Genomic DNA, 18,460 nt, shown 5'->3' with positions numbered 1-18,460 from the left:
GCCGACCGGCGACGCCCCGTCCGGCCCTTGGAGGCCGGGGGGACGTCCCGGCCTCGGAGGGCCGGTCCGACTGGATCAGCCGCCCGTCCGTACCTGCACCTTGTTGTCCACGGGGACCAGGTCCGACCAGCTCCGGTCCTGTGCGTCCCAGTGACCGACGCCGACCGGCGAGAACTCGGCCACGTCCGGGCCGACCAGGAAGGTGAAGGTCAGACTGCGCCGCTCCCCGGCCCGCAGTCCCGGCAGCAGGCAGAAGTACCCCACCGGCCCGTCCGGCAGGGTCCGACACCGGTCGAACTCGCCACCGGACGGCTGGCCGATCTGGCCCAACTCGGGGAAACCGAGCTGGGGTACGTCACCCGGACCCTTGTTGATCACGGTGACGGTCAGCGACCCGGTCCGCTTCCCGTCTGCGTCCGAGGTACCCAGCACGAGGTCGTCGGCGGTCAGAGTGAGGTCGGTACGCCGGTTGTCCGGCCCGAAGGCGACCGGCCCGCCGGTCTGCGTGAACTTCCCGCCGGACCACCGGTACGTCCGCCACTGGTCCCGGACCAGGTAGGTCGGGGTGTCACAGCAGGGCTGGATGTCAGCCACCCGGACCCGGACCGAGCCGGCCGAGGTGACCTGGTACTCCAGCAGGTTGCGCTGCCCCTCACCGGTCCGCACCACCCGACCGAGGGTGACGATCCGCCGGCTGGCGTCCCGGTCGAAGACCACCACCTGCTTGCCGACCGCCTCGCCGTACCGGCAGCCCAACAGGGCCACCGTCTCCTCGGCGCCGTCGCCATCGACGTCGCCGTGGGTGAGGGAGACCAGGGCCGGCTCGCCGACCTCCTTGTCGGACGTCCGCAGCCGCACCCGGCCGTCGGCCTGGCACTCCTCCGAGGACCAGGCCGGCAGTTCGACATCCACGGCGAGCAGCTGGGCCTTGCTGATCCGGCCGTCCGGCGCGGCCGGTGAGCTGCTCGCGCTGCCCGCCGGCTCCGGTGACCCGGTCGGCGTGGCCGTCGCAGTGGCCGGCGTGCTGGGCGTCGGGACCGACGACGGGTTGCCCGACGGAGTCACCGAGGGAGCCGGTTCCACCGACCGGGCCGGGCCCGGCACCGGCGGGCCGGGATCCCGGTCCAGCGCCGCCCGCCCGGCGACCGGTACGGCCACCGCGAGCACGACCGCCGCGGCGGTGACGACGGCCGTACGACGGCGGCGTCGGCGGACGGTGGCCCGGACGGCGCCCGGCCCCGCCGGCCGCACCGCCGGGACGACCGCCTCGCGGTACGCGGCGAGTTCCGCGCCGACGATCAGGTCTTCGGGCTCAATCACGGTGGTTCACCTCACTCGTCGCGGCCAGCTGGGTCGCCAGCGCCGCTCGTCCCCGGTGCAGCCAGGACTTGACCGTGCCCTCTGCGACGTCCTCCTGGGTGGCGATCTGGCTCACCGAGAGGTCCGCCAGGTAGTGCAGCACCACGGCCCGCCGGTGGTTCGGGGGCAGCTGCGCCAGGGCCGCGTCCAGCGCCACCCGGTCCGGCCCCGGACCGGGGACGTGCTCCTCGCGTTGCCGCCGCAAAAAGGACTGGGCGGTACGCAGCCGTCGCCACCTGCTGGAGGCGAGGTTCCACGCCACCCGGCGGACCCAGGCCACCGGGTCGTCGTACCGGGACACCTTCGACCAGCGGGCGAACGCCCGGCAGAACGCCTCCTGGACCAGGTCCTGCGCCTGGGACAGGTCGCCACAGTAGGCGGTGAGCTGGACGGTCAGCGAGCGGAAGTGCGCGTGGTAGAGCTGGTCGAAGTCCGCCCCGTCGCGACCGCCGCCACCCCGGCCGGCCGCCGTCGTCTCGGGTGGCGGCTCGTCGAGCCTCGGTTCCCTGGTCACCGTCACCTCGTCCTCCCCGTTGCGCCCGCGGTCCCCGCCGCGGACGCCGGTACCACGCGTCACCGAGGTCGCCGGTTGCAGCCGTCGGGCGTCCCGAACCCGACGCCCCCACCGGTTGCGCCGGTGGCCGCCGTGGCCCTGTGGTTGACTGTCGGTCGCAGGCAGAGCTGAGGGGGCGCGAGGTGCAGTTGCCGGCAGTGCTCGGCGAGCCGATCAAGTTCGTCCTCAACTGGGGCCGCCGCTACTCGCTCTGGGTGTTCAACTTCGGCCTGGCCTGCTGCGCCATCGAGTTCATCGCCACCAGCATGGGCCGGCACGACTTCATCCGGCTCGGGGTGATCCCGTTCGCCCACGGTCCCCGGCAGGCCGACCTGATGGTGGTCTCCGGCACGGTCACCGACAAGATGGCCCCGGCGATCAAGCGGCTCTACGACCAGATGCCCGAACCGAAGTACGTCATCTCGTTCGGCGCCTGCTCGAACTGCGGCGGCCCGTACTGGGACTCGTACTCGGTGACCAAGGGCGTCGACCAGCTCATCCCGGTCGACGTCTACGTGCCGGGCTGCCCGCCCCGGCCCGAGGCGCTGCTGCACGGAATCCTGCGCCTCCAGGAGAAGATCGCCGCCGAACAGTCCGGCCTCGGTGGGGTGTCCCGCCCGGACCCGCTGGCCCCGCCGGTGGACCCGCCGGCCCCCGCCGCCCGCTCGGTGGCGTCGTTGACCGCGCCGCCGGTCCGCCCACCCGCCAGCTGACCGGGCCGGCCGCGCCGACCGCCGGACCGCCGCGTCGGCGAGCCGACCGGGCAGCGCCGGGCGGTCGGTCGGAGGAGCCCCGCCAGTGGCCGGGGGGAACTAGCCTGCGCTTCATGAGCGACTCCGCGGACCGGCGGTCCGAGCACATCGTCCGCGTCCTCGTCGACGAGTTCGGCGAGTCGATGACGCGCGACCCCGCGGCGTTCCGCCGCAAGTTCCGCAAGATGGCGGCGTCACCGTTCGCCTTCTACCGGGGCAGCGCCTCCCTTTTCTACGCCGACCAGCTCGGCGACTTCGCCGACGACCGGTACCTCGACGAGCGGACCAGCCGGGTCTGGATCCACGGTGACCTGCACGCCGAGAACTTCGGCACCTACATGAACGCCTCCGGCCAGCTGGTGTTCAACGTCAACGACTTCGACGAGGCGTACGTCGGGCCGTTCTCCTGGGACCTGCGGCGCTTCGCCGCCAGCGTGGCCCTGCTCGGCTACGCCAAGGCGCTCTCCGACGCCACGATCAGTGAGCTGGTGGCCACCTTCGCCCGGTCGTACCTGGCCGAGCTGCGGGGCATCGCCGCCGGCGGGGACGACGCGATCGGCTCGATCACCCTGGACACCGCCGACGGGGTGCTGCTCCAGGTGCTCCAGCGGGCCCGGCTGAACACCCGGGTGGAGCTGCTCGCCGCGCAGACCACCGTCGACGACTACGACCGGCGCTTCTCCCGCCGGGACGGGGTCTTCGAGGTCGACGACGCCACCCGGGCGAAGGTCTGCGCCGCCTACCAGGACTACCTGGAGACCCGGCCGGAGTCGGCGCGCAAGCTGCGCCCGGTGGAGGCGCAGATCAAGGACGTGGTGCTGCGCAAGGGGGTGGGCATCGGCTCGGCCGGGCTGCCGTCGTACAACCTCCTCCTCGAGGGGCACACCCAGGCGCTGGAGAACGACGTCGTCCTCTACATGAAGCAGGCCCAGGTGCCGGCCGTGGCACGGCACGTCGACGACGAGCGGGTCCGCGGCTATTTCCGGCACCAGGGGCACCGCACGGCCGAGTCGCAGCGGGCCCTGCAGGCGTACGCCGACCCGTGGCTGGGCTTCACCGAGCTGGACGGGGTGGGGCAGCTCGTCGCCGAGGTCTCCCCGTACGCGGCCGACCTCGACTGGGCGGACGTGGACGAGCCGGTGGAGCTGGCCGGGGTGCTGTCGCACCTGGGCCGGGCGGTGGCCCGGATGCACTCGGTGGCCGACGACGAGTCCAGCCACGACCTGGTCGACTACTCCACCGAGGAGGCGATCGTGGCCGCCGTCGGCGCCGACGAGGAGGGCTTCGTGGCCTTCCTGGTTGACTTCGCCCACGCGTACGGGGTGCGGGCCCGGCACGACCACCAGCTCTTCGTCGACCTGTTCCGCAACGGCCGGCTGCCCGGCATCTGACCGGTCCCGCTCAGAGCTGGAAGTCCAGCACCACCTTGATGTCCTCCGGCCCGGCGGCGTACGCCTCGGCGTACGCCTCCACCGGCACCCGCCGGGTGATCAGCGACTTGAGCCAGTCCTGGTCGGCCCGGGCCAGCGCCTCGGCGGCCAGGTCCCAGTGCCGGCGGTTGGCGTTCACCGAGCCGAAGACGACGTTGTTCTCCAGCACCAGCTCGCGGTTGAGCGCCCCGGCGTCGAAGTCGATGGTCCGACCGCCGCTGGAGACCCCGGTCAGGCAGACGATGCCGGCCGGGCCGGCCTTGCACATGGCGTCGAACACCACCGACGGTGCGCCGGTGCACTCGACCACCACGTCCGGATCGAAGTCCAGCTGCCCCACCGGCACCGAGTGGTAGGTGGCGCCGAGCGCGGCGACCAGCTCCGGCTTCGGGCCACTGGTGGCCAGGTCGAGCACGTGCACCGAGAGGCCGCGCTGGGCGGCGAGGAGCGCGGCCAGCAGGCCGATCGGGCCGGCGCCGGTGACCAGGACGGTCTGCGGCTGCCACTCGGCCCGGCCGCCGATCCGCTCGATGTGGTCCCACGCCTTCGCCACCACGCTGGCCGGTTCCAGCAGCATGCCGACCGGGGCGAGGACCGGGTCCAGGCCGATGGCGAACTTGGGCTGCACCCGCCAGCGGTCCCGGGCGAAACCGGGCAGCGCCTTGATCCCGTGCTCGGTGTACTGCCCGTTGCGGCACATGTCCCACTCGCCGACCGCACAGTTCGGGCAGGGCACCGGGTCGGGGTGCCGGACGATGCCGGCGACCAGGTCGCCCTTCTGGAGGGTGCCGGTCGGGTCCTCCAGCACCCGGCCCAGCGCCTCGTGGCCGAGCACCAGGTCCGGGGTGCCGGGCGGGGCCTCGCCGTACTCGCCGGCGACGATCTCGTGGTCGGTGCCGCAGATGCCCACGGCGAGCGCCTCGACCAGGATCGCCCCCTCGTCGGTGGGTGGCTCCGGATGGTCCGGCACGAGGCGCAGCGAGTCACGGACACCGGGGGTCACAGTCACAGCGCGCACGGCCCTCATCTTTCCCCGCCACCGCGCTCCGCGCTCGTCAAAGCTGTAAGCAGGGGCCTCTTGTTGACAGACGTCCGTTAACAGGGGGCCCCTGCAATCACGCCCGGCGGCCGGCACGCGGGTGGGGCGCCGGGGCCGGGCCATAGGATCAGCGGCATGACTGCGGAAGAGGTCGGCCGGCGGCTGGCGACGCTGCTCGCGCCCGTCGAGGTCACCGCGTCGGTCTCCGGCGGCCAGGCGTACGCCCGGGCCACCGTCGACGTGCCGGCCGCGGCATGGGCCGACGCCCTCCGCGCGGCCCGGGACGACGCCGAGCTGGCCTGCGACTTCTTCGACTGGCTCTCGGCCGTCGACGAGCTGGCCGACGGCTTCGACGTGGTGGCCCACCTCTGGTCCACCACCCGCCGGCACGGCGTCCTGGTCCGCACCCGGATCCCCCGGGCGGCCCCGGTCGTCGCCTCGGTGGTGGCGGTCTACCCCGGGGCGGCCTGGCACGAGCGCGAGACGCACGAGATGTTCGGCATCGACTTCACCGGCCACGGTGAGCTGCGTCCGCTGCTGCTGCCGCCGGAGTTCGAGGGGAACCCGTTGCGCAAGGAGTTCGTGCTCGCCTCCCGGGTCGCCAAGCCGTGGCCGGGCGCCAAGGAACCGGGCGAGTCGGAGGCCGGTGGCGGCCGGCGACCGGTCCGCCCGCCGGGTGTGCCCGCGCCGGGGGAGTGGGGGACCACGCCCACCCCGGCCGGTGCCGGCGGTGTCGGGGAGGGGCCGCGCGGCGGTGTCCCCGCCCGCCCGGCCCGGGAGCGTCCCGCCAGGCCCGCACCGGGGGCCCGTCCGGGGCGTACACCCGGAAGCGCCGGCGGGGCCGACGGCCCGGCGCCGACCGGCGGGCCGTTGCCGGGCGCGACCGGTGGTCCCGGCGACGGGCCGGCGCGTTCCGGTCCGCCGGCCGACCGGCCGGCCGCCGCGGGGCCGGCGGCCACCGAGCGGGCCGACCGCGACCGCGACGGAGGGACGGACTGATGCCGCTCTGGTTGGAGCTGGTGCTCCGGGTCGGCGGGGTGCTGGTCGCCTTCCTCACCCTGCCGCTGATCGTCGGCCAGGCCGAGCACAAGGTGATGGCGCACATGCAGGGCCGGCTCGGCCCGATGTACGCGGGCGGCTTCCACGGTTGGGCGCAGCTCGTCGCCGACGGGGTGAAGTTCGTGCAGAAGGAGGACGTCACCCCGCGTGAGGCGGACCGGGCGGTGTTCCGGCTGGCCCCGGTGGTGGCGCTGGTGCCCTATCTGCTGGCCCTGCTGGTGATCCCGCTCGGGCCGGGCGACCTGGTCGGCCAGCCCCTGGACATCGGGCTGTTCTTCGTGCTGGCCGTGGTCGGCGTCGGTGTGGTGGCGGTGCTGATGTCGGCGTGGGCGTCGGCCAACAAGTACAGCCTGCTCGGCGGGCTGCGCGGCGCGGCCCAGCTGCTCGGCTACGAGCTGCCGCTGGTGCTCGCCGCCGCCTCGGTGGCGATGGCGGCGGGCACGCTGAGCCTCTCCGGGATCGTCGAGGCGTGGCGTCCGTGGTGGCTGCTCTGGCAGGCCCCCGCGATGATCGTCTTCTTCCTGGCCGGGCTGGCCGAGATCCGCCGCCCGCCGTTCGACATGCCGATCGCCGACTCGGAGCTGGTCTTCGGTTACCTGACCGAGTACACCGGCCTGCGGTTCGCGTTCTTCCTGCTCGCCGAGTACGTCGGCATCGTGGTGATCGCCGCGCTGACCACCGTGCTCTTCCTCGGCGGCTGGCAGGGCCCGTTCGCCGACGCGCAGCTCGGCTGGCTCTGGACCCTGGTCAAGGTCTTCGCCGTCTCGTTCGTGATCATCTGGCTGCGGGTGGCGTACCCCCGGCTGCGCGAGGACCAGCTCCAGCGGCTCTGCTGGCTGGTCCTGGTCCCGGTCTCCCTCGGCCAGCTGGTCCTCACCGCCGCCGTGCGGGTGGCGATGTAAGGAGGGGCCCCCTGTTAACGCCTCCGGTATAGCAGGGGCCCCTTTTTAACACCGACGCCTAGCGCAGCGGCGTGTGGGCGGGGTCGACCCGCTCCGCGGGGGACGGGGGCGGCGGGGGAGTGCCGTCGCCGAACGGACGACCGCCCAGCTCCTCGCGGTGGTGCGGGGTGAGCCAGTTCGACAGGTCCGGGCCGAGCGGCACCACGCCGGTCGGGTTGATGTCCCGGTGCACCTCGTAGTAGTGCCGCTTGATGTGATCGAAGTCGATCGTGTCCCCGAAGCCGGGCGTGGTGAACAGGTCCCGGGCGTACGCCCACAGCACCGGCATCTCGGACAGCTTCTGCCGGTTGCACTTGAAGTGGCCGTGGTAGACCGGATCGAAGCGGACCAGCGTGGTGAAGAGCCGCACGTCCGCCTCGGTGATCGTGTCGCCGACCAGGTACCGCTGCCCGGACAGCCGCTCGGTCAGCCAGTCCAGCCGGTCGAAGAGCCGGTGGTACGCCTTGTCGTACGCCTCCTGGCTGCCGGCGAACCCGCACCGGTAGACGCCGTTGTTGACGTCGGCGAAGACCACGGCGTTGACCTCGTCGATCTCGTCGCGCAGCGGCTCCGGGTAGAGCTGCGGCGCCCCCTCCCGGTGGTACGCCGTCCACTCCGTCGACAGGTCCAGGCTCATCTGCGCGTAGTCGTTGGTGACCACCTGCCCGGTCGGCACGTCCACCAGCGCCGGCACGGTGATGCCCCGCTCATAGCCCGGGAACCGCACGAAGTACGCGTCCTGGAGCCGTTCGATGCCGAGCACCGGGTCCCGCCCGTCCGGGTCCAGGTCGAAGGTCCAGCTCCGGGCGTCGTGGGTGGGCCCGGCGACCGCCATCGAGATGACGTCCTCCAGCCCGAGCAGCCGCCGGACGATGATCAGCCGGTTGGCCCACGGGCAGGCCCGGCTGACCGCCAGCCGGTAGCGGCCCGGTTCGACCGGCCAGCCGTCCCGGGCGTCGGCGGTGATCCGGGTGGCGATGTAGCGCTGGTCGCGGGTGAACTCGCCGCCCGACTCGACGTACTTCCCGCCGGTGGTCGTGCCTGCCTTCTCGCCCACGTCCGCCCCTCCCACGTCGCACCCCGTCGTCTCGACCCATCTTGGCCGATCCGACGCCGGTCGGCCCGGTGACTGGCGCTTCCCGCCGGCCGCCGGGCCACCCTCCCGGGGTGCGTCGGGTCCGTGGCTAGGCTGCGCGGATGACCGATCTCGAGGTGGTGGCCCGGCGGTTCGTCGCCGACGTGTGGAACGGCGGGCGCGAGGAATCGGCGTACGACCTGGTCGCGGCGGGCTGCCCGGGGCTGGGCGGCACCGGGCCGGAGGCGACGCTGGCCTGGCACCGGGACCGGCGGTCCGCCTTCCCCGACCTGCGCTACAAGATCGTGGACCTGGTGGCCTCGGCGGACCGGGTGGCGGTGCGCTGGCGGGCCGCCGGCACCCAGGCCGGGCGGTTCGGGCCGGTGCCGCCGACCGGGCAGGTGGCGAGCTGGTCGGGGGCGACGTTCCTGCGCTTCGACGCCGACGGGCTGATCGCCGACGTGTGGAGCGTCAACGAGCTGTTCCAGCTCCTCCAGCAGTTGGGCGTGGAGATGCTGCCGCCGCTCACCGGCCCCGGGGCGTGATCCGGGCCAGTGGGATGTCCATCTCCCACGGCTCCGGCAGCAGGATGCCGTCGGTCATCCGGGCCTGCTCGACGTAGACCTGCTTGACCGGGTCGAGCTTGTGGGCATGCACGACGATGCCCGACTCGGTCTCGATCCGCCAGAAGTAGGGGATGTCCGCCTCGGCGTACAGGGCGGGCTTGAGTACCCGGTCGATGCTCCGCGATCCCTCGGAGACGATCTCCACGACCAGCAGCACCTCGTTCGGCCGGTACTGCGACGGGTTGCGGACGGACGCGTCCAGCTCGGCGACCAGCAGGTCGGGGATGAAGGAGCGGCGGCGGGAGATGCGTACCTCGACGCCCTGGGTGACGTCGAGGTCGGCGGGGCAGGTTTCCTCCAGAGCAGCCATGAGTCGGCCAGCGATGGACTGGTGGAGTCGCGTGGGGGAGGGCGACATGAGCAGATTTCCGTCCAGGAGCTCGGGGCGGCGACGGCCGTCGCCGGGCAGGCGGTCCAGGTCGTCCGTCGTCCACTCGCCCGGCGGCGGAAACTCGTCGTGCAGTGCGGCGGTCATCGACGGGCCCTTTCCGGTGCGTCGTTCTCCCCACGGCCACGATACCGGCGCAATCCGCAGGGTGGTGGTCGCGCACGCCGGGGCCACAGGGCAGGATGAGCGGCATGAGCGAGCGCAGCGAGCGAATCAGCGGGCTCTGCGCGGTGGAGCCTCACGGCGTCGGTGAGCGAAGCGAGGCGACGGCGTGAGCGAGCGCAAAGGAGTGCCCGGCGAGGGGCTGGTGAAGGGGCTGGCGGTCACGCTGAAGACGATGACCCGCCGCTCGACCACCCAGCAGTACCCGGACGTGGCCCCCGAGCTGCCGCCCCGGTCCCGGGGCGTGATCGCCCTGCTGGAGGAGAACTGCACGGTCTGCATGCTCTGCGCCCGGGAGTGTCCGGACTGGTGCATCTACATCGACTCGCACAAGGAGGAGGTGGCGGTGCCCGGCGCCGCCCGCCCCCGGCAGCGCAACGTGCTCGACCGCTTCGACATCGACTTCTCGCTCTGCATGTACTGCGGCATCTGCATCGAGGTCTGCCCCTTCGACGCGCTCTACTGGTCCCCCGAGTTCGAGTACGCCGAGTACGACATCAAGGACCTGCTGCACGACAAGGACCACCTCGGCGAGTGGATGGCCACCGTCCCGCCGCCGCCCGCGCACGACCCGAACGGCGAACCGGCCAAGGAGGAGTCCGTGGCCGCGCGCAAGGCCGCGACCCCGGCGGCCCGCCCGGCCGTACGCCCGGCGCCCGCCGCCCCGGCCGACGGCGGCGAGGGTACGCCCCGATGACCGGTGCGGACGTGCTGCTGCTCGCCCTGGGCACGGTGGCGGTCGGTGCGGGGCTGCTGGTGGTCACCACCCGGCACCTGGTCCGGGCCGGCCTGCACCTGGTGGTCTGCCTCGGCGCGGTGGCCGGCATGTACCTCGTCCTCACCGCCGAGCTGGTGGCCTGGGTGCAGGTGCTGATCTACGTGGGCGCGGTGGTGGTCCTGCTGCTCTTCGCGGTGATGCTGACCCGGGCCCCGATCGGCGCCTCCGACGACCTGGACCGGCCCGGTTGGCCCGCCGTCCTGGTCGGTGGCGGTGCCGGTCTCGGGCTTTCCGCGCTGCTGGTCGACGCGTTCCGCTGGACCCGGGTGGAGCTGCCGGCGGCGGGCACCGCGGAACGCCTCGGCGAGCAGGTGTTCCGGTCCTGGGTGCTGCCGTTCGAGGTGCTCTCGGTGCTGCTGCTGGCCGCCCTGGTCGGGGCGGTGGTGCTGGCCCGGCCGGAGATCGGCCGGCGCGCCGGCCCGGAGCGGGAGGGCCGCCGGTGAGGCCGGTCATCCCGTACGTCACCGCCGCGCTCCTCTTCGGCCTCGGCGCGTACGGCGTGCTGCGCCGCCGCAACGCCGTGCTGGTGCTGATGGCCGTGGAGCTGATGCTCAACGCGGTGAACCTGATCCTGGTCACCGCGGACACCACCGTCCGGGCCCAGCTGCCACACGCCGGTCAGGTCTTCGCGCTCTTCGTGATCGTGCTGGCCGCCGCCGAGGTGGGCGTGGGCCTGGCGATCGTCCTCCAGCTCTACCGGCTGCGGGCCGACGTGGCCGTGGACGAGGTCCCGCTGACCGACGAGCCGGTGCCGGCCCTGGTCGGCGCGGAGACCGGTGCCGGCCGGGCGGGCGGGACCGGTGCTGTCCCGGAACCGGACGCGCCGGAGGGAGACCGGTGAGCGCGACGACGCTGCTCGGCGCGCTGCTGCCCGTGGTGCCGCTGGCCGCCGCACTGGTCGGCCTGCTGCTGCCCCCGGACGGCGGCGTCGGCCGGGAACGGTCCCGGCGGACGGCGGCCGGCCTCGGGGTGGCCGGGGCGGCCGTCGCGCTGCTGGTCGCGGTGGCCCTGCTGGTGACCCTGGACCGGCCGGTCGAGGCGTCCACCACCTGGGTGGACCTGGGCGGGCTGGCGGTCACCCTCGGGGTCCGGCTGGACGGTGCCGCCGCGCTGGTCGCCGTGGCGGTGACCGCGGTGGCCCTCGCCGTGCAGGTCTACTCGATCGGCTACCTGCGGCGCGGCCCGCACGACGACGTGGACGTCGACCACCGCTACCCGCCGTACGCGGCGCAGATCACCCTCTTCACCGCGGCCATGCTGCTGGTGGTGGTCAGCGGTGACCTCATCCTGCTGCTGGTCGGCTGGGAGGTGATGGGCCTCTGCTCCTACCTGCTCATCGCCCACGACCGGCGGCTGCCCGGGGCGCCGGCCGCGGCGATGAAGGCGTTCCTGGTCACCCGGGTGGGTGACGTCGGCTTCCTGCTCGGCATCGCCCTGCTCGGCGTCTCGGCCGGCAGCTTCCGGATCGCCGATGTGCTGGCCCACGACCACTCCACCGGCATGCTCACCGCGGCCTGCCTGCTGCTGCTGGCCGGGGTGGCGGGCAAGAGCGCCCAGTTCCCGCTGCACACCTGGCTGCCGGACGCGATGGCCGGCCCCACTCCGATCTCCGCGCTGATCCACGCCGCGACCATGGTCGCGGCCGGCGTCTACGCGGTGACCCGGCTCTACCCGCTCTTCGTGCAGGCGCCGGTGGCCCTGGCGGTGCTGGGGGTGATGGCCGCGATCACCCTGCTGCTCGGCGCGTTCGCCGCCACCGCCCAGGACGACATCAAGCGGGTGCTGGCCTGGTCGACGGTGTCCCAGATCGGCTACATGACCGGGGCGCTCGCCGTCGGCTCGCCGAGCGCGGCCCTGTTCCACCTGCTCACCCACGCCGCGTTCAAGGCGCTGCTCTTCCTCGCCGCCGGCGCGGTCATCCACGGGGTGGGCACCACGCTGATGTCCCGGATGGGTGGCCTGCGCACCACCATGCCGGTCACCTTCTGGTGCACGGCGGTCGGCCTGGGCGCGCTGGCCGGGGTGCCGCCGCTGGCCGGTTTCTGGAGCAAGGAGGGGGTGCTCGCCGCCGCCGAGTCCGCCGCGCTGGACGGCACCGGCCCCACCCCGGCCTGGGTGGGCTGGCTGGTCTGGCTGGCCGGGCTGCTCGGCGTGGCGGTGACCGCCTGGTACGCCACCCGCCTGCTGCTGCGTACCTTCTTCGGCGCCACCCGCATCCCGCTGGCGCATCCGCACGACCCGCCGGCGGTGATGCGCTGGCCGGTGCTGCTGCTGGCGGTGCCGGCCGCGCTGCTCGGGCTGGCCGGCTTCGACCACGGGTTCGCCCACCGGCTGCTCTTCCCCACCGTGCCGGTGCTGCCGCCGGGCGAGGCGCTGCTGGTGCACCTTGCGCCGGCGCTGCTGGTGCCGGTCGCTCTGCTGCTGCTCGGCGCCGGCCTGGCCTGGGCGGGTTGGCGGCGGGACCCGGCCGCCGACCCGGCCCGGGCGCTGGGCCCGCTGCGGCCGGTGTTCGCCCGCGCGTTCCGGCTCGACGACGTCCAGCACGCCCTGGTCGTACGCCCGGTGACGGCGCTGGCCACGGTCGTCCGGACCGGCGACGAGGTGGTGGTCGACGGGGTGGTCGAGGGCAGTGGGCGGGGCGCGTACCGGCTCGGTGGGGGGCTGGCCGCCCTGCACCGGGCGGCGCTGCCCCGGGCGGCGGTCGCCGTGCTCGCCGGTGCGCTGCTGATCGGCCTGGCCGCCGTGCTGATCGGAGCAGGGGCATGACGTACGGGCAGTTCCTGCTGGTGGCGGTGCTGGCGGTGCCGGCGCTGGGCGCGCTGGCGGTGGCCACCGTCCCCCGGGACCGGGCGGCCCGGCTGGTCGGCACGGTCGCCGCCGGGCTGGCCCTGGTGCCGGCGGTGCTGCTGGGCGTCGGCGACCACAACTGGTTCGGCTACGGGCCGTCGCCGGGTGTGCGGCCCTGGCACCAGCTCGACCTGCCCTGGGTGCCCGGACTGGACCTCCGCTTCCACCTGGGCGTGGACGGCATCTCCTGGCCGCTGGTGGTGCTGACCGCGCTGCTCACGCTGCTCTGCTGCGGTTACACGCTCTGGCGGGTGCCCGCGGGTGGCGGCAGCGGCCGGGCGCTGGTGGCGCTGCTGCTGGTGGTCGAGGTGGGCATCCTGGGCACCTTCCTCGCCCTCGACATGGTGCTGTTCTTCCTCTTCTTCGAGGTCGTCCTCCTCCCGATGTACGCGATCATCGCCGGCTGGGGTGGCGCGGACCGGCGTCGGGCGGCCCGCAAGTTCGCCCTCTACACGCTCTTCGGCTCGGTACTCCTGCTGGTCGGCGTGTACACCGTGGTCGCGGCCGCCGGCACCGCCGACATCGTCGCGCTGACCGGTGGCGCCGGGCTGTCCCGCAACACCCAGCTCGCCGCGTTCACCCTGCTGGCGGTCGCCTTCGCGGTGAAGAGCCCGCTCTGGCCGCTGCACTCCTGGTTGCCGGCCGCGCACACCCAGGCGCCGACGGTGGGCAGCGTCATCCTCGCCGGGGTGCTGCTCAAGATGGGCACCTACGGCCTGATCCGGGTGGCCGTCGGGGTGGCCCCCGAGGGGGCGCGCTGGGCGGCGCCGGTCCTCGGCGTGCTCGCGGTCGCCGCGATCATCGTCGGTTCCCTGGTCTGCCTGGCCCAGGACGAGCTGAAGCGGCTGATCGCGTACTCCAGCGTCGGGCACATGGGCTTCGTGCTGCTCGGGGTGGCCACGCTGACCACCACCGGCCTCCAGGCCGCGCTGATCGGCAACATCGCCCACGGGATCATCACCGGGCTGCTCTTCTTCCTGGCCGGGGCGGTCAAGGACCGGGCCCACACCGGCGCGCTCGACGAGCTGTCCGGGCTGCGGGAGACCGCGCCCCGGCTGGCCGGCCTGCTCGGCTTCGCCGCGGTGGCCTCGCTGGGGCTGCCCGGGCTGGCCGGCTTCTGGGGCGAGGCGTTCGCCGTGGTCGCCGCCGTGCGGCGGGGCGGCCCGCTCTGGACCACGTTGGCCGTGCTGGCCGCCGTCGGCGGGGCGCTGACCGCCGCGTACTTCCTGCGGCTGCTGCGTCGGGTCACCCACGGCCGGCCCAGCCCGGCCGTGGATCGGGTGGGGCCGGGTCTGGCCGCCGCCGAGCTGACCGCCTGGGTGCCGCTGGTGCTGCTGGCGCTGGCGGTGGGCCTGGTGCCGACCCTGGTGCTCGGCTACGCCACCGGCCCGGTCGAGGCCCTGCTGGAGGTGGTCCGGTGAGCGCGAGGAGTGAGCCGGGTCTGCGAGCCCCGCAGTCGCGAGCAGAGGTGGCGGCGTGAGCGTGGTGCAGAGCGTGGACAACGTGGCGCTGCTGCCGGCGTACCTGGCCGCCGGCACCGCGGTGTTCGTCCTCCTGGTCGACCTGGTGCTGGCCCGGGCCGGCGCGACGGTGGCGGCGGCCGGCGTAGGGGCGGTCGCCACGGCGGCCGGTGCGGCGCTGACCGGCGCGGGGGAGACCCGCCGGACGTTCTGCGTGGGCGCCGACTGCTCCTGGCTGGCCGACGACCGGGCGGCCCTGGTCGCGGTGGTCTTCGCGCTGCTCACCCTGGGGGTGCTGGCGATCTCCTGGCCGCTGCTGCGGTCCGGTCCGACGCCGGTGGGGGAGTACTGCTTCCTCCTCGCCTGCTCGATGACCGGTGGCGTGGTGCTGGGCGCCGCCGGTGACCTGATCACCCTGATCGTGGCGTTGGAGACGCTGACCCTCCCGCTCTACGTGCTGGTCGGCCTCCGCCGGGGCAGCGTGGCCAGCGCCGAGGCGGCGGTCACCTTCTTCGTGGTGAGCGTGGTGGCGACCACGCTCACCCTGCTCGGCGCCGCCCTGCTGTACGCGGTCACCGGCGGGGTCCACCTGGGCCGGCTCGGCGCGCTGTTCGGCGAGCGTCCGGAGCTGCTGGACGTGCCGCTGACCACGGCGGCGGTCGCCCTGGTGGTGCTCGGGTTGGCCTTCAAGGTGGCCGCGGTGCCGTTCCACGCCTGGGCGCCGGCCACCTACGACGGCGCCCCGCTGCCGGTGGCGGCCTACCTGTCCACGGCGTCGAAGCTGGGTGGGGTGGTCGCCCTGCTGGCGGTGGTCGAGCGGGCGTTGCCGGCGACCGTCACCGGGCCGGTGCTCGCCCTGCTGGCCGTGCTGACCATGACCGTCGGCAACCTGGTGGCGTTGCGCCAGCGCCGGACGGTCCGCCTGCTGGCCTGGTCCTCCGTCGCCCAGGCCGGCTACATCCTCGCCCCGCTGGGCGCGTTGGCGCTGGCCGCGGGACGCACCGACGAGGCGCGCGCCGCCGCGTACGCCGCCGCCGTCGCGTACGCGGTCTTCTTCGTGCTGCTGGAGCTGGCGGCGTTCGCCGCGGTGGTGACGTTGCGGCCGGCCGGCGCGGACGGCGGCACCCTCGACGACCTGCGCGGCGCGGCCCGCCGCCGGCCGTGGGTGGGGGGTGCGTTCGCGCTGGCCCTGGTCGGGCTGGCCGGGCTGCCGCCCGGGCTGGCCGGGCTCTTCGCCAAGGTGACGGTGGTCCGGTCGCTGCTCGACGGCGGCGCCGGCTGGCTGGCCCTGGTGGTGGCGGTCAACGCGGTGATCGGCCTGGCCTACTACCTGCGGCTGGCGGCGACCCTGTGGGCGGCGCCGACGGCCGACGGCGCGCCGGCGCCGGCCCGGCCGGCCGGCGCCGTGGCCGCGGCGCTGGCCGTCGCGACCGCCCTGGCCGTGCTGGTCGGCTTCGCCCCGCAGCTCGTGCTGGACCTCGCGGCGCGCTGACTCCGGCGGGCCGGTGGGCGGACTGACCGGAATCGGTCCCGGCGTCCGGTCGCTCCAGCCGGCTCACAGGGTTGTCCAGTCAACTCCCAGCCATGAGCAGGATGGTTGAGGGGAACCGGGTTGTTGAACCGGTCAGCGGGTCCCGCGCGACCCGCGCACCGAAGGAGTCATCGTGCATCACAACCGTCTGAAGACCGCAGCGCTGCTCGGCCTCCTGACCTCGCTGATCCTCGCGGTCGGCTACTGGTTCGGCGGCAGTGGCGGCCTCGTCGTCGCCGTCGTCGTCTCGTTGCTGATGAACGGCGTCACCTACTTCTTCTCCGACAAGCTCGCGTTGCGCTCGATGCGGGCGCAACCGGTCACCGAGGCACAGTTCCCCGAGCTGTACCGGATGGTCAGGGAGCTGGCCACCGAGGCGGGGCAGCCGATGCCCCGGCTCTACGTCAGCCCGACCTCCCAGCCGAACGCCTTCGCCACCGGTCGTAACCCGGCCAACGCGGCGGTCTGCGTGACGCAGGGGATCACCGAGATCCTCGACTACCGCGAGCTGCGCGGGGTGATCGGCCACGAGCTGTCGCACGTCTACAACCGGGACATCCTGATCTCCAGCGTGGCGGCCGGCCTGGCCGGCATCATCACCATGCTGGCCAACCTGGCCTGGTTCATCCCGCTGGGCGGTGGCGACGACGAGGACGCCCCGAACCCGGCGGTGTTGCTGCTCACCCTGATCCTCGGCCCGATCGCCGCCACGGTGATCCAGCTGGCGATCAGCCGCAGCCGGGAGTTCCAGGCCGACCAGTCCGGCGCCCAGCTCACCCGGGACCCGCTGGCCCTCGCCAGCGCCCTGCGGAAGATCCACATGGGCACCCAGAGTCGGCCGCTGCCCGCCCAGGGCCAGCTGACCAGCACCGCCCACCTGATGATCGACAACCCGTTCAAGCGGGGCGGCGGCATCGCGGCGATGTTCTCCACCCACCCGCCGATGGAGCAGCGGGTGGCCCGGCTGGAGCAGCTGGCCGCGAACAGCGGCCCGGTGCAGTTCCAGCGCTGACCTCCGCACCACGGACAGCCCCGGTCGCGGTGACCGGGGCTGTCCGCCGTGTCGGGGCTGGTCGCGCCAGCGCCCTGACGTGACCGGTGTGAGGAAGCCGACCGTCGTCGCCGCTCCGCCCCGGCGTTAGGGTCGAAAGGTCTTTGACCCGTTACCCCCAGGAGGTCCACCGGTGGCCGCACTGCGTCAGTACGCGGCCGTCTGGCGGATCCCCGGAGCGCCGATGCTGTTGGTCCTCGGCATCCTGGGCCGGCTCGGGATCGGCATGACGCCGTTGGCCCTGCTGCTGGTCGTCGCGCAGGTCACCGGCCGGTACTCGTTGGCCGCCGTGGCCGGTGGCCTCTACGCCCTGGCGGGAGCGGCGCTCAGCCCGGTCGCCGGGCGGATCGCCGACCGGATCGGCCCCTCGCCGGTGCTGCTGGCCACCGCCGTCGCCCACCCGCTGGCGCTGGCCGGGCTGCTCTGGGCGAGCCGCTCCGCGGACAGCCTGCCCATGATCTACCTGGCCGCCGCCGTCGCCGGTGCCACCTATCCGCCGATGTCCGCCGCCATCCGGGGCGCCTGGAACGACCTGACCGGCCCCGCCACCGGGCGGCAGCACCTGCGCAACACGGCGCTGGCCGCCGAGACCTCCCTGTTCGAGATCGTCTTCGTGCTCGGCCCACTGCTGGTGGCCGGTTTCGTGCTGGTCGCCGACGCCGCCGCCGCGCTGGTCGGCGCGGCGGTGGTGACCTTGGTCGGCACCGCCGGGGTGGCTCTCGGGCGGGTCATGCGGGGCTGGCGTCCGCACCCCCGGGAGCACCACACCCGGGGGCTCGGGCCGCTCGCCCTGGCCGGCTTCCCGGCGCTGCTGGTCTGTGTCGCCGGGCTGGGCATCGCCTTCGGCGCGGCCGGGGTGATCGTGCCCGCCTTCGCCGCCGGCCAGCCGACCGACGACCCGGAGAGCATGGCCGGCGTGCTGCTCGCCGTCTGGGGCGTGGGCAGCGCGATCGGCGGCCTCTGGTTCGGCGTACGCCGGCCCGCGCCGAACATGACCCGGCAGTTCGCCTGGCTGCTCGCGGCGGTCGCCACCAGCCTCGCCGTCTTCGCGCTGATCCCCGACCCGCTGGTGCTCGGTGTCGCGCTGACGGTCGGCGGGGCCACCATCGCGCCGGCGCTCACCCTGGAGAACACGCTGGTCGGGCGGATCACCCCGGGCAGCATGCTGAACGAGGCGTACACCTGGGTGGTCACCACCTCGGTCGGGGCGAGCGCGGCCGGTGGCGCGCTCGCCGGCCTGATCGTCGACCAGACCGGCGGGGTGCCGTGGGCGTTCGTCTTCTCCGGCGCCGCGGTCGCCGTCGGTGCGGTGGTCGCCGCGCTGCCCGCCGGCCCGATCGCCCGCGCCGAGGCCGCGGCGGTACGCGCGGAGCAGCCGGTCTCGGCCTGACCACCGACGCCAGCAGCGC

18 protein-coding genes are annotated in these 18,460 nt (G+C 74.0%); 13 read left to right on the top strand and 5 right to left on the bottom strand.

What is annotated here, in order from left to right:
* Positions 1-75: 75 nt before the first annotated feature.
* Positions 76-1,320, bottom strand: a complete 1,245-nt coding sequence (locus GA0070564_RS14305) for a hypothetical protein (RefSeq protein ID WP_091608962.1) — start codon at positions 1,318-1,320, stop codon at positions 76-78.
* Entirely contained in the window at positions 1,313-1,879 is a 567-nt protein-coding gene (locus GA0070564_RS14300) for a SigE family RNA polymerase sigma factor (protein WP_091609178.1), read from the bottom strand. Before GA0070564_RS14300 ends, GA0070564_RS14305 begins: the two co-directional genes overlap by 8 nt.
* A 176-nt stretch (positions 1,880-2,055) precedes the next feature.
* Here GA0070564_RS14300 and GA0070564_RS14295 point away from each other — a divergent pair, with 176 nt between their 5' ends.
* Together GA0070564_RS14295 and GA0070564_RS14290 are read left to right on the top strand one after the other, a co-directional pair.
* Positions 2,056-2,625 carry an NADH-quinone oxidoreductase subunit B gene (locus GA0070564_RS14295; protein ID WP_091608960.1) on the top strand — a complete coding sequence of 190 codons (570 nt, stop codon included), beginning with the start codon at positions 2,056-2,058 and terminating at the stop codon, positions 2,623-2,625.
* Between the two features lie 113 nt (positions 2,626-2,738).
* Positions 2,739-4,055 carry a DUF2252 domain-containing protein gene (locus tag GA0070564_RS14290; protein WP_091608957.1) on the top strand — a complete coding sequence of 439 codons (1,317 nt, stop codon included), beginning with the start codon at positions 2,739-2,741 and terminating at the stop codon, positions 4,053-4,055.
* A gap of 10 nt (positions 4,056-4,065) precedes the next feature.
* On the opposite strand, the gene GA0070564_RS14285 is transcribed toward GA0070564_RS14290, so the two are convergent.
* Positions 4,066-5,112, bottom strand: coding sequence for a glucose 1-dehydrogenase (locus GA0070564_RS14285; RefSeq protein ID WP_176730669.1), 1,047 nt, complete (start codon positions 5,110-5,112; stop codon positions 4,066-4,068).
* Positions 5,113-5,268: 156 nt separating this feature from the next.
* On the opposite strand from GA0070564_RS14285, the gene GA0070564_RS14280 reads away from it, so the two are divergent.
* The gene (locus GA0070564_RS14280) at positions 5,269-6,132 is read left to right on the top strand and encodes an NADH-quinone oxidoreductase subunit C (protein ID WP_091608951.1); all 864 of its coding nucleotides are present in this window, start codon (positions 5,269-5,271) and stop codon (positions 6,130-6,132) included.
* The gene (locus GA0070564_RS14275; RefSeq protein WP_091608949.1) at positions 6,132-7,094 is read left to right on the top strand and encodes a complex I subunit 1/NuoH family protein; all 963 of its coding nucleotides are present in this window, start codon (positions 6,132-6,134) and stop codon (positions 7,092-7,094) included. Before GA0070564_RS14280 ends, GA0070564_RS14275 begins: the two co-directional genes overlap by 1 nt.
* Before the next feature lie 58 nt (positions 7,095-7,152).
* On the opposite strand, the gene GA0070564_RS14270 is transcribed toward GA0070564_RS14275, so the two are convergent.
* Complete coding sequence (locus GA0070564_RS14270; RefSeq protein WP_425412466.1) at positions 7,153-8,205, bottom strand: glutathione S-transferase family protein; 1,053 nt, start codon at positions 8,203-8,205, stop codon at positions 7,153-7,155.
* Between the two features lie 125 nt (positions 8,206-8,330).
* Between GA0070564_RS14270 and GA0070564_RS14265 the strand changes: the two genes are divergently transcribed.
* Positions 8,331-8,753 (top strand): ester cyclase, encoded by a 423-nt coding sequence (locus tag GA0070564_RS14265; protein ID WP_091608943.1) that lies wholly within the window; start codon positions 8,331-8,333, stop codon positions 8,751-8,753.
* Here the strand turns inward: GA0070564_RS14265 and GA0070564_RS14260 are convergent.
* Positions 8,734-9,309 (bottom strand): Uma2 family endonuclease, encoded by a 576-nt coding sequence (locus tag GA0070564_RS14260; RefSeq protein WP_091608941.1) that lies wholly within the window; start codon positions 9,307-9,309, stop codon positions 8,734-8,736. The genes GA0070564_RS14265 and GA0070564_RS14260 overlap by 20 nt on opposite strands.
* A gap of 184 nt (positions 9,310-9,493) precedes the next feature.
* Between GA0070564_RS14260 and GA0070564_RS14255 the strand changes: the two genes are divergently transcribed.
* From GA0070564_RS14255 to GA0070564_RS14220, 8 genes are all read left to right on the top strand, one after another.
* Positions 9,494-10,081: a NuoI/complex I 23 kDa subunit family protein gene (locus tag GA0070564_RS14255; RefSeq protein WP_091608938.1), complete on the top strand. Its 588-nt coding sequence runs from the start codon at positions 9,494-9,496 to the stop codon at positions 10,079-10,081.
* Positions 10,078-10,605 (top strand): NADH-quinone oxidoreductase subunit J family protein, encoded by a 528-nt coding sequence (locus tag GA0070564_RS14250; RefSeq protein ID WP_091608936.1) that lies wholly within the window; start codon positions 10,078-10,080, stop codon positions 10,603-10,605. The genes GA0070564_RS14255 and GA0070564_RS14250 overlap by 4 nt, the downstream gene beginning before the upstream one ends.
* Positions 10,602-11,003 (top strand): NADH-quinone oxidoreductase subunit NuoK, encoded by a 402-nt coding sequence (gene nuoK / locus GA0070564_RS14245; protein WP_091608933.1) that lies wholly within the window; start codon positions 10,602-10,604, stop codon positions 11,001-11,003. Before GA0070564_RS14250 ends, nuoK begins: the two co-directional genes overlap by 4 nt.
* Positions 11,000-12,928 (top strand): NADH-quinone oxidoreductase subunit 5 family protein, encoded by a 1,929-nt coding sequence (locus GA0070564_RS14240; protein ID WP_091608931.1) that lies wholly within the window; start codon positions 11,000-11,002, stop codon positions 12,926-12,928. The genes nuoK and GA0070564_RS14240 overlap by 4 nt, the downstream gene beginning before the upstream one ends.
* Positions 12,925-14,430: a complex I subunit 4 family protein gene (locus GA0070564_RS14235; protein WP_091608929.1), complete on the top strand. Its 1,506-nt coding sequence runs from the start codon at positions 12,925-12,927 to the stop codon at positions 14,428-14,430. The genes GA0070564_RS14240 and GA0070564_RS14235 overlap by 4 nt, the downstream gene beginning before the upstream one ends.
* A 55-nt stretch (positions 14,431-14,485) precedes the next feature.
* Positions 14,486-15,961 (top strand): NADH-quinone oxidoreductase subunit N, encoded by a 1,476-nt coding sequence (locus GA0070564_RS14230; protein WP_091608927.1) that lies wholly within the window; start codon positions 14,486-14,488, stop codon positions 15,959-15,961.
* Between the two features lie 172 nt (positions 15,962-16,133).
* Positions 16,134-17,012 carry a zinc metalloprotease HtpX gene (gene htpX, locus GA0070564_RS14225; RefSeq protein ID WP_091608924.1) on the top strand — a complete coding sequence of 293 codons (879 nt, stop codon included), beginning with the start codon at positions 16,134-16,136 and terminating at the stop codon, positions 17,010-17,012.
* 172 nt (positions 17,013-17,184) lie between these two features.
* Positions 17,185-18,441, top strand: coding sequence for an MFS transporter (locus GA0070564_RS14220; RefSeq protein WP_091608920.1), 1,257 nt, complete (start codon positions 17,185-17,187; stop codon positions 18,439-18,441).
* The last annotated feature ends 19 nt before the right edge of the window (positions 18,442-18,460 follow it).

It is taken from the genome of Micromonospora mirobrigensis (genome assembly GCF_900091555.1).
Lineage (GTDB): Bacteria > Actinomycetota > Actinomycetes > Mycobacteriales > Micromonosporaceae > Micromonospora > Micromonospora mirobrigensis.
This window is presented reverse-complemented; position numbering and strand designations above follow the sequence as displayed.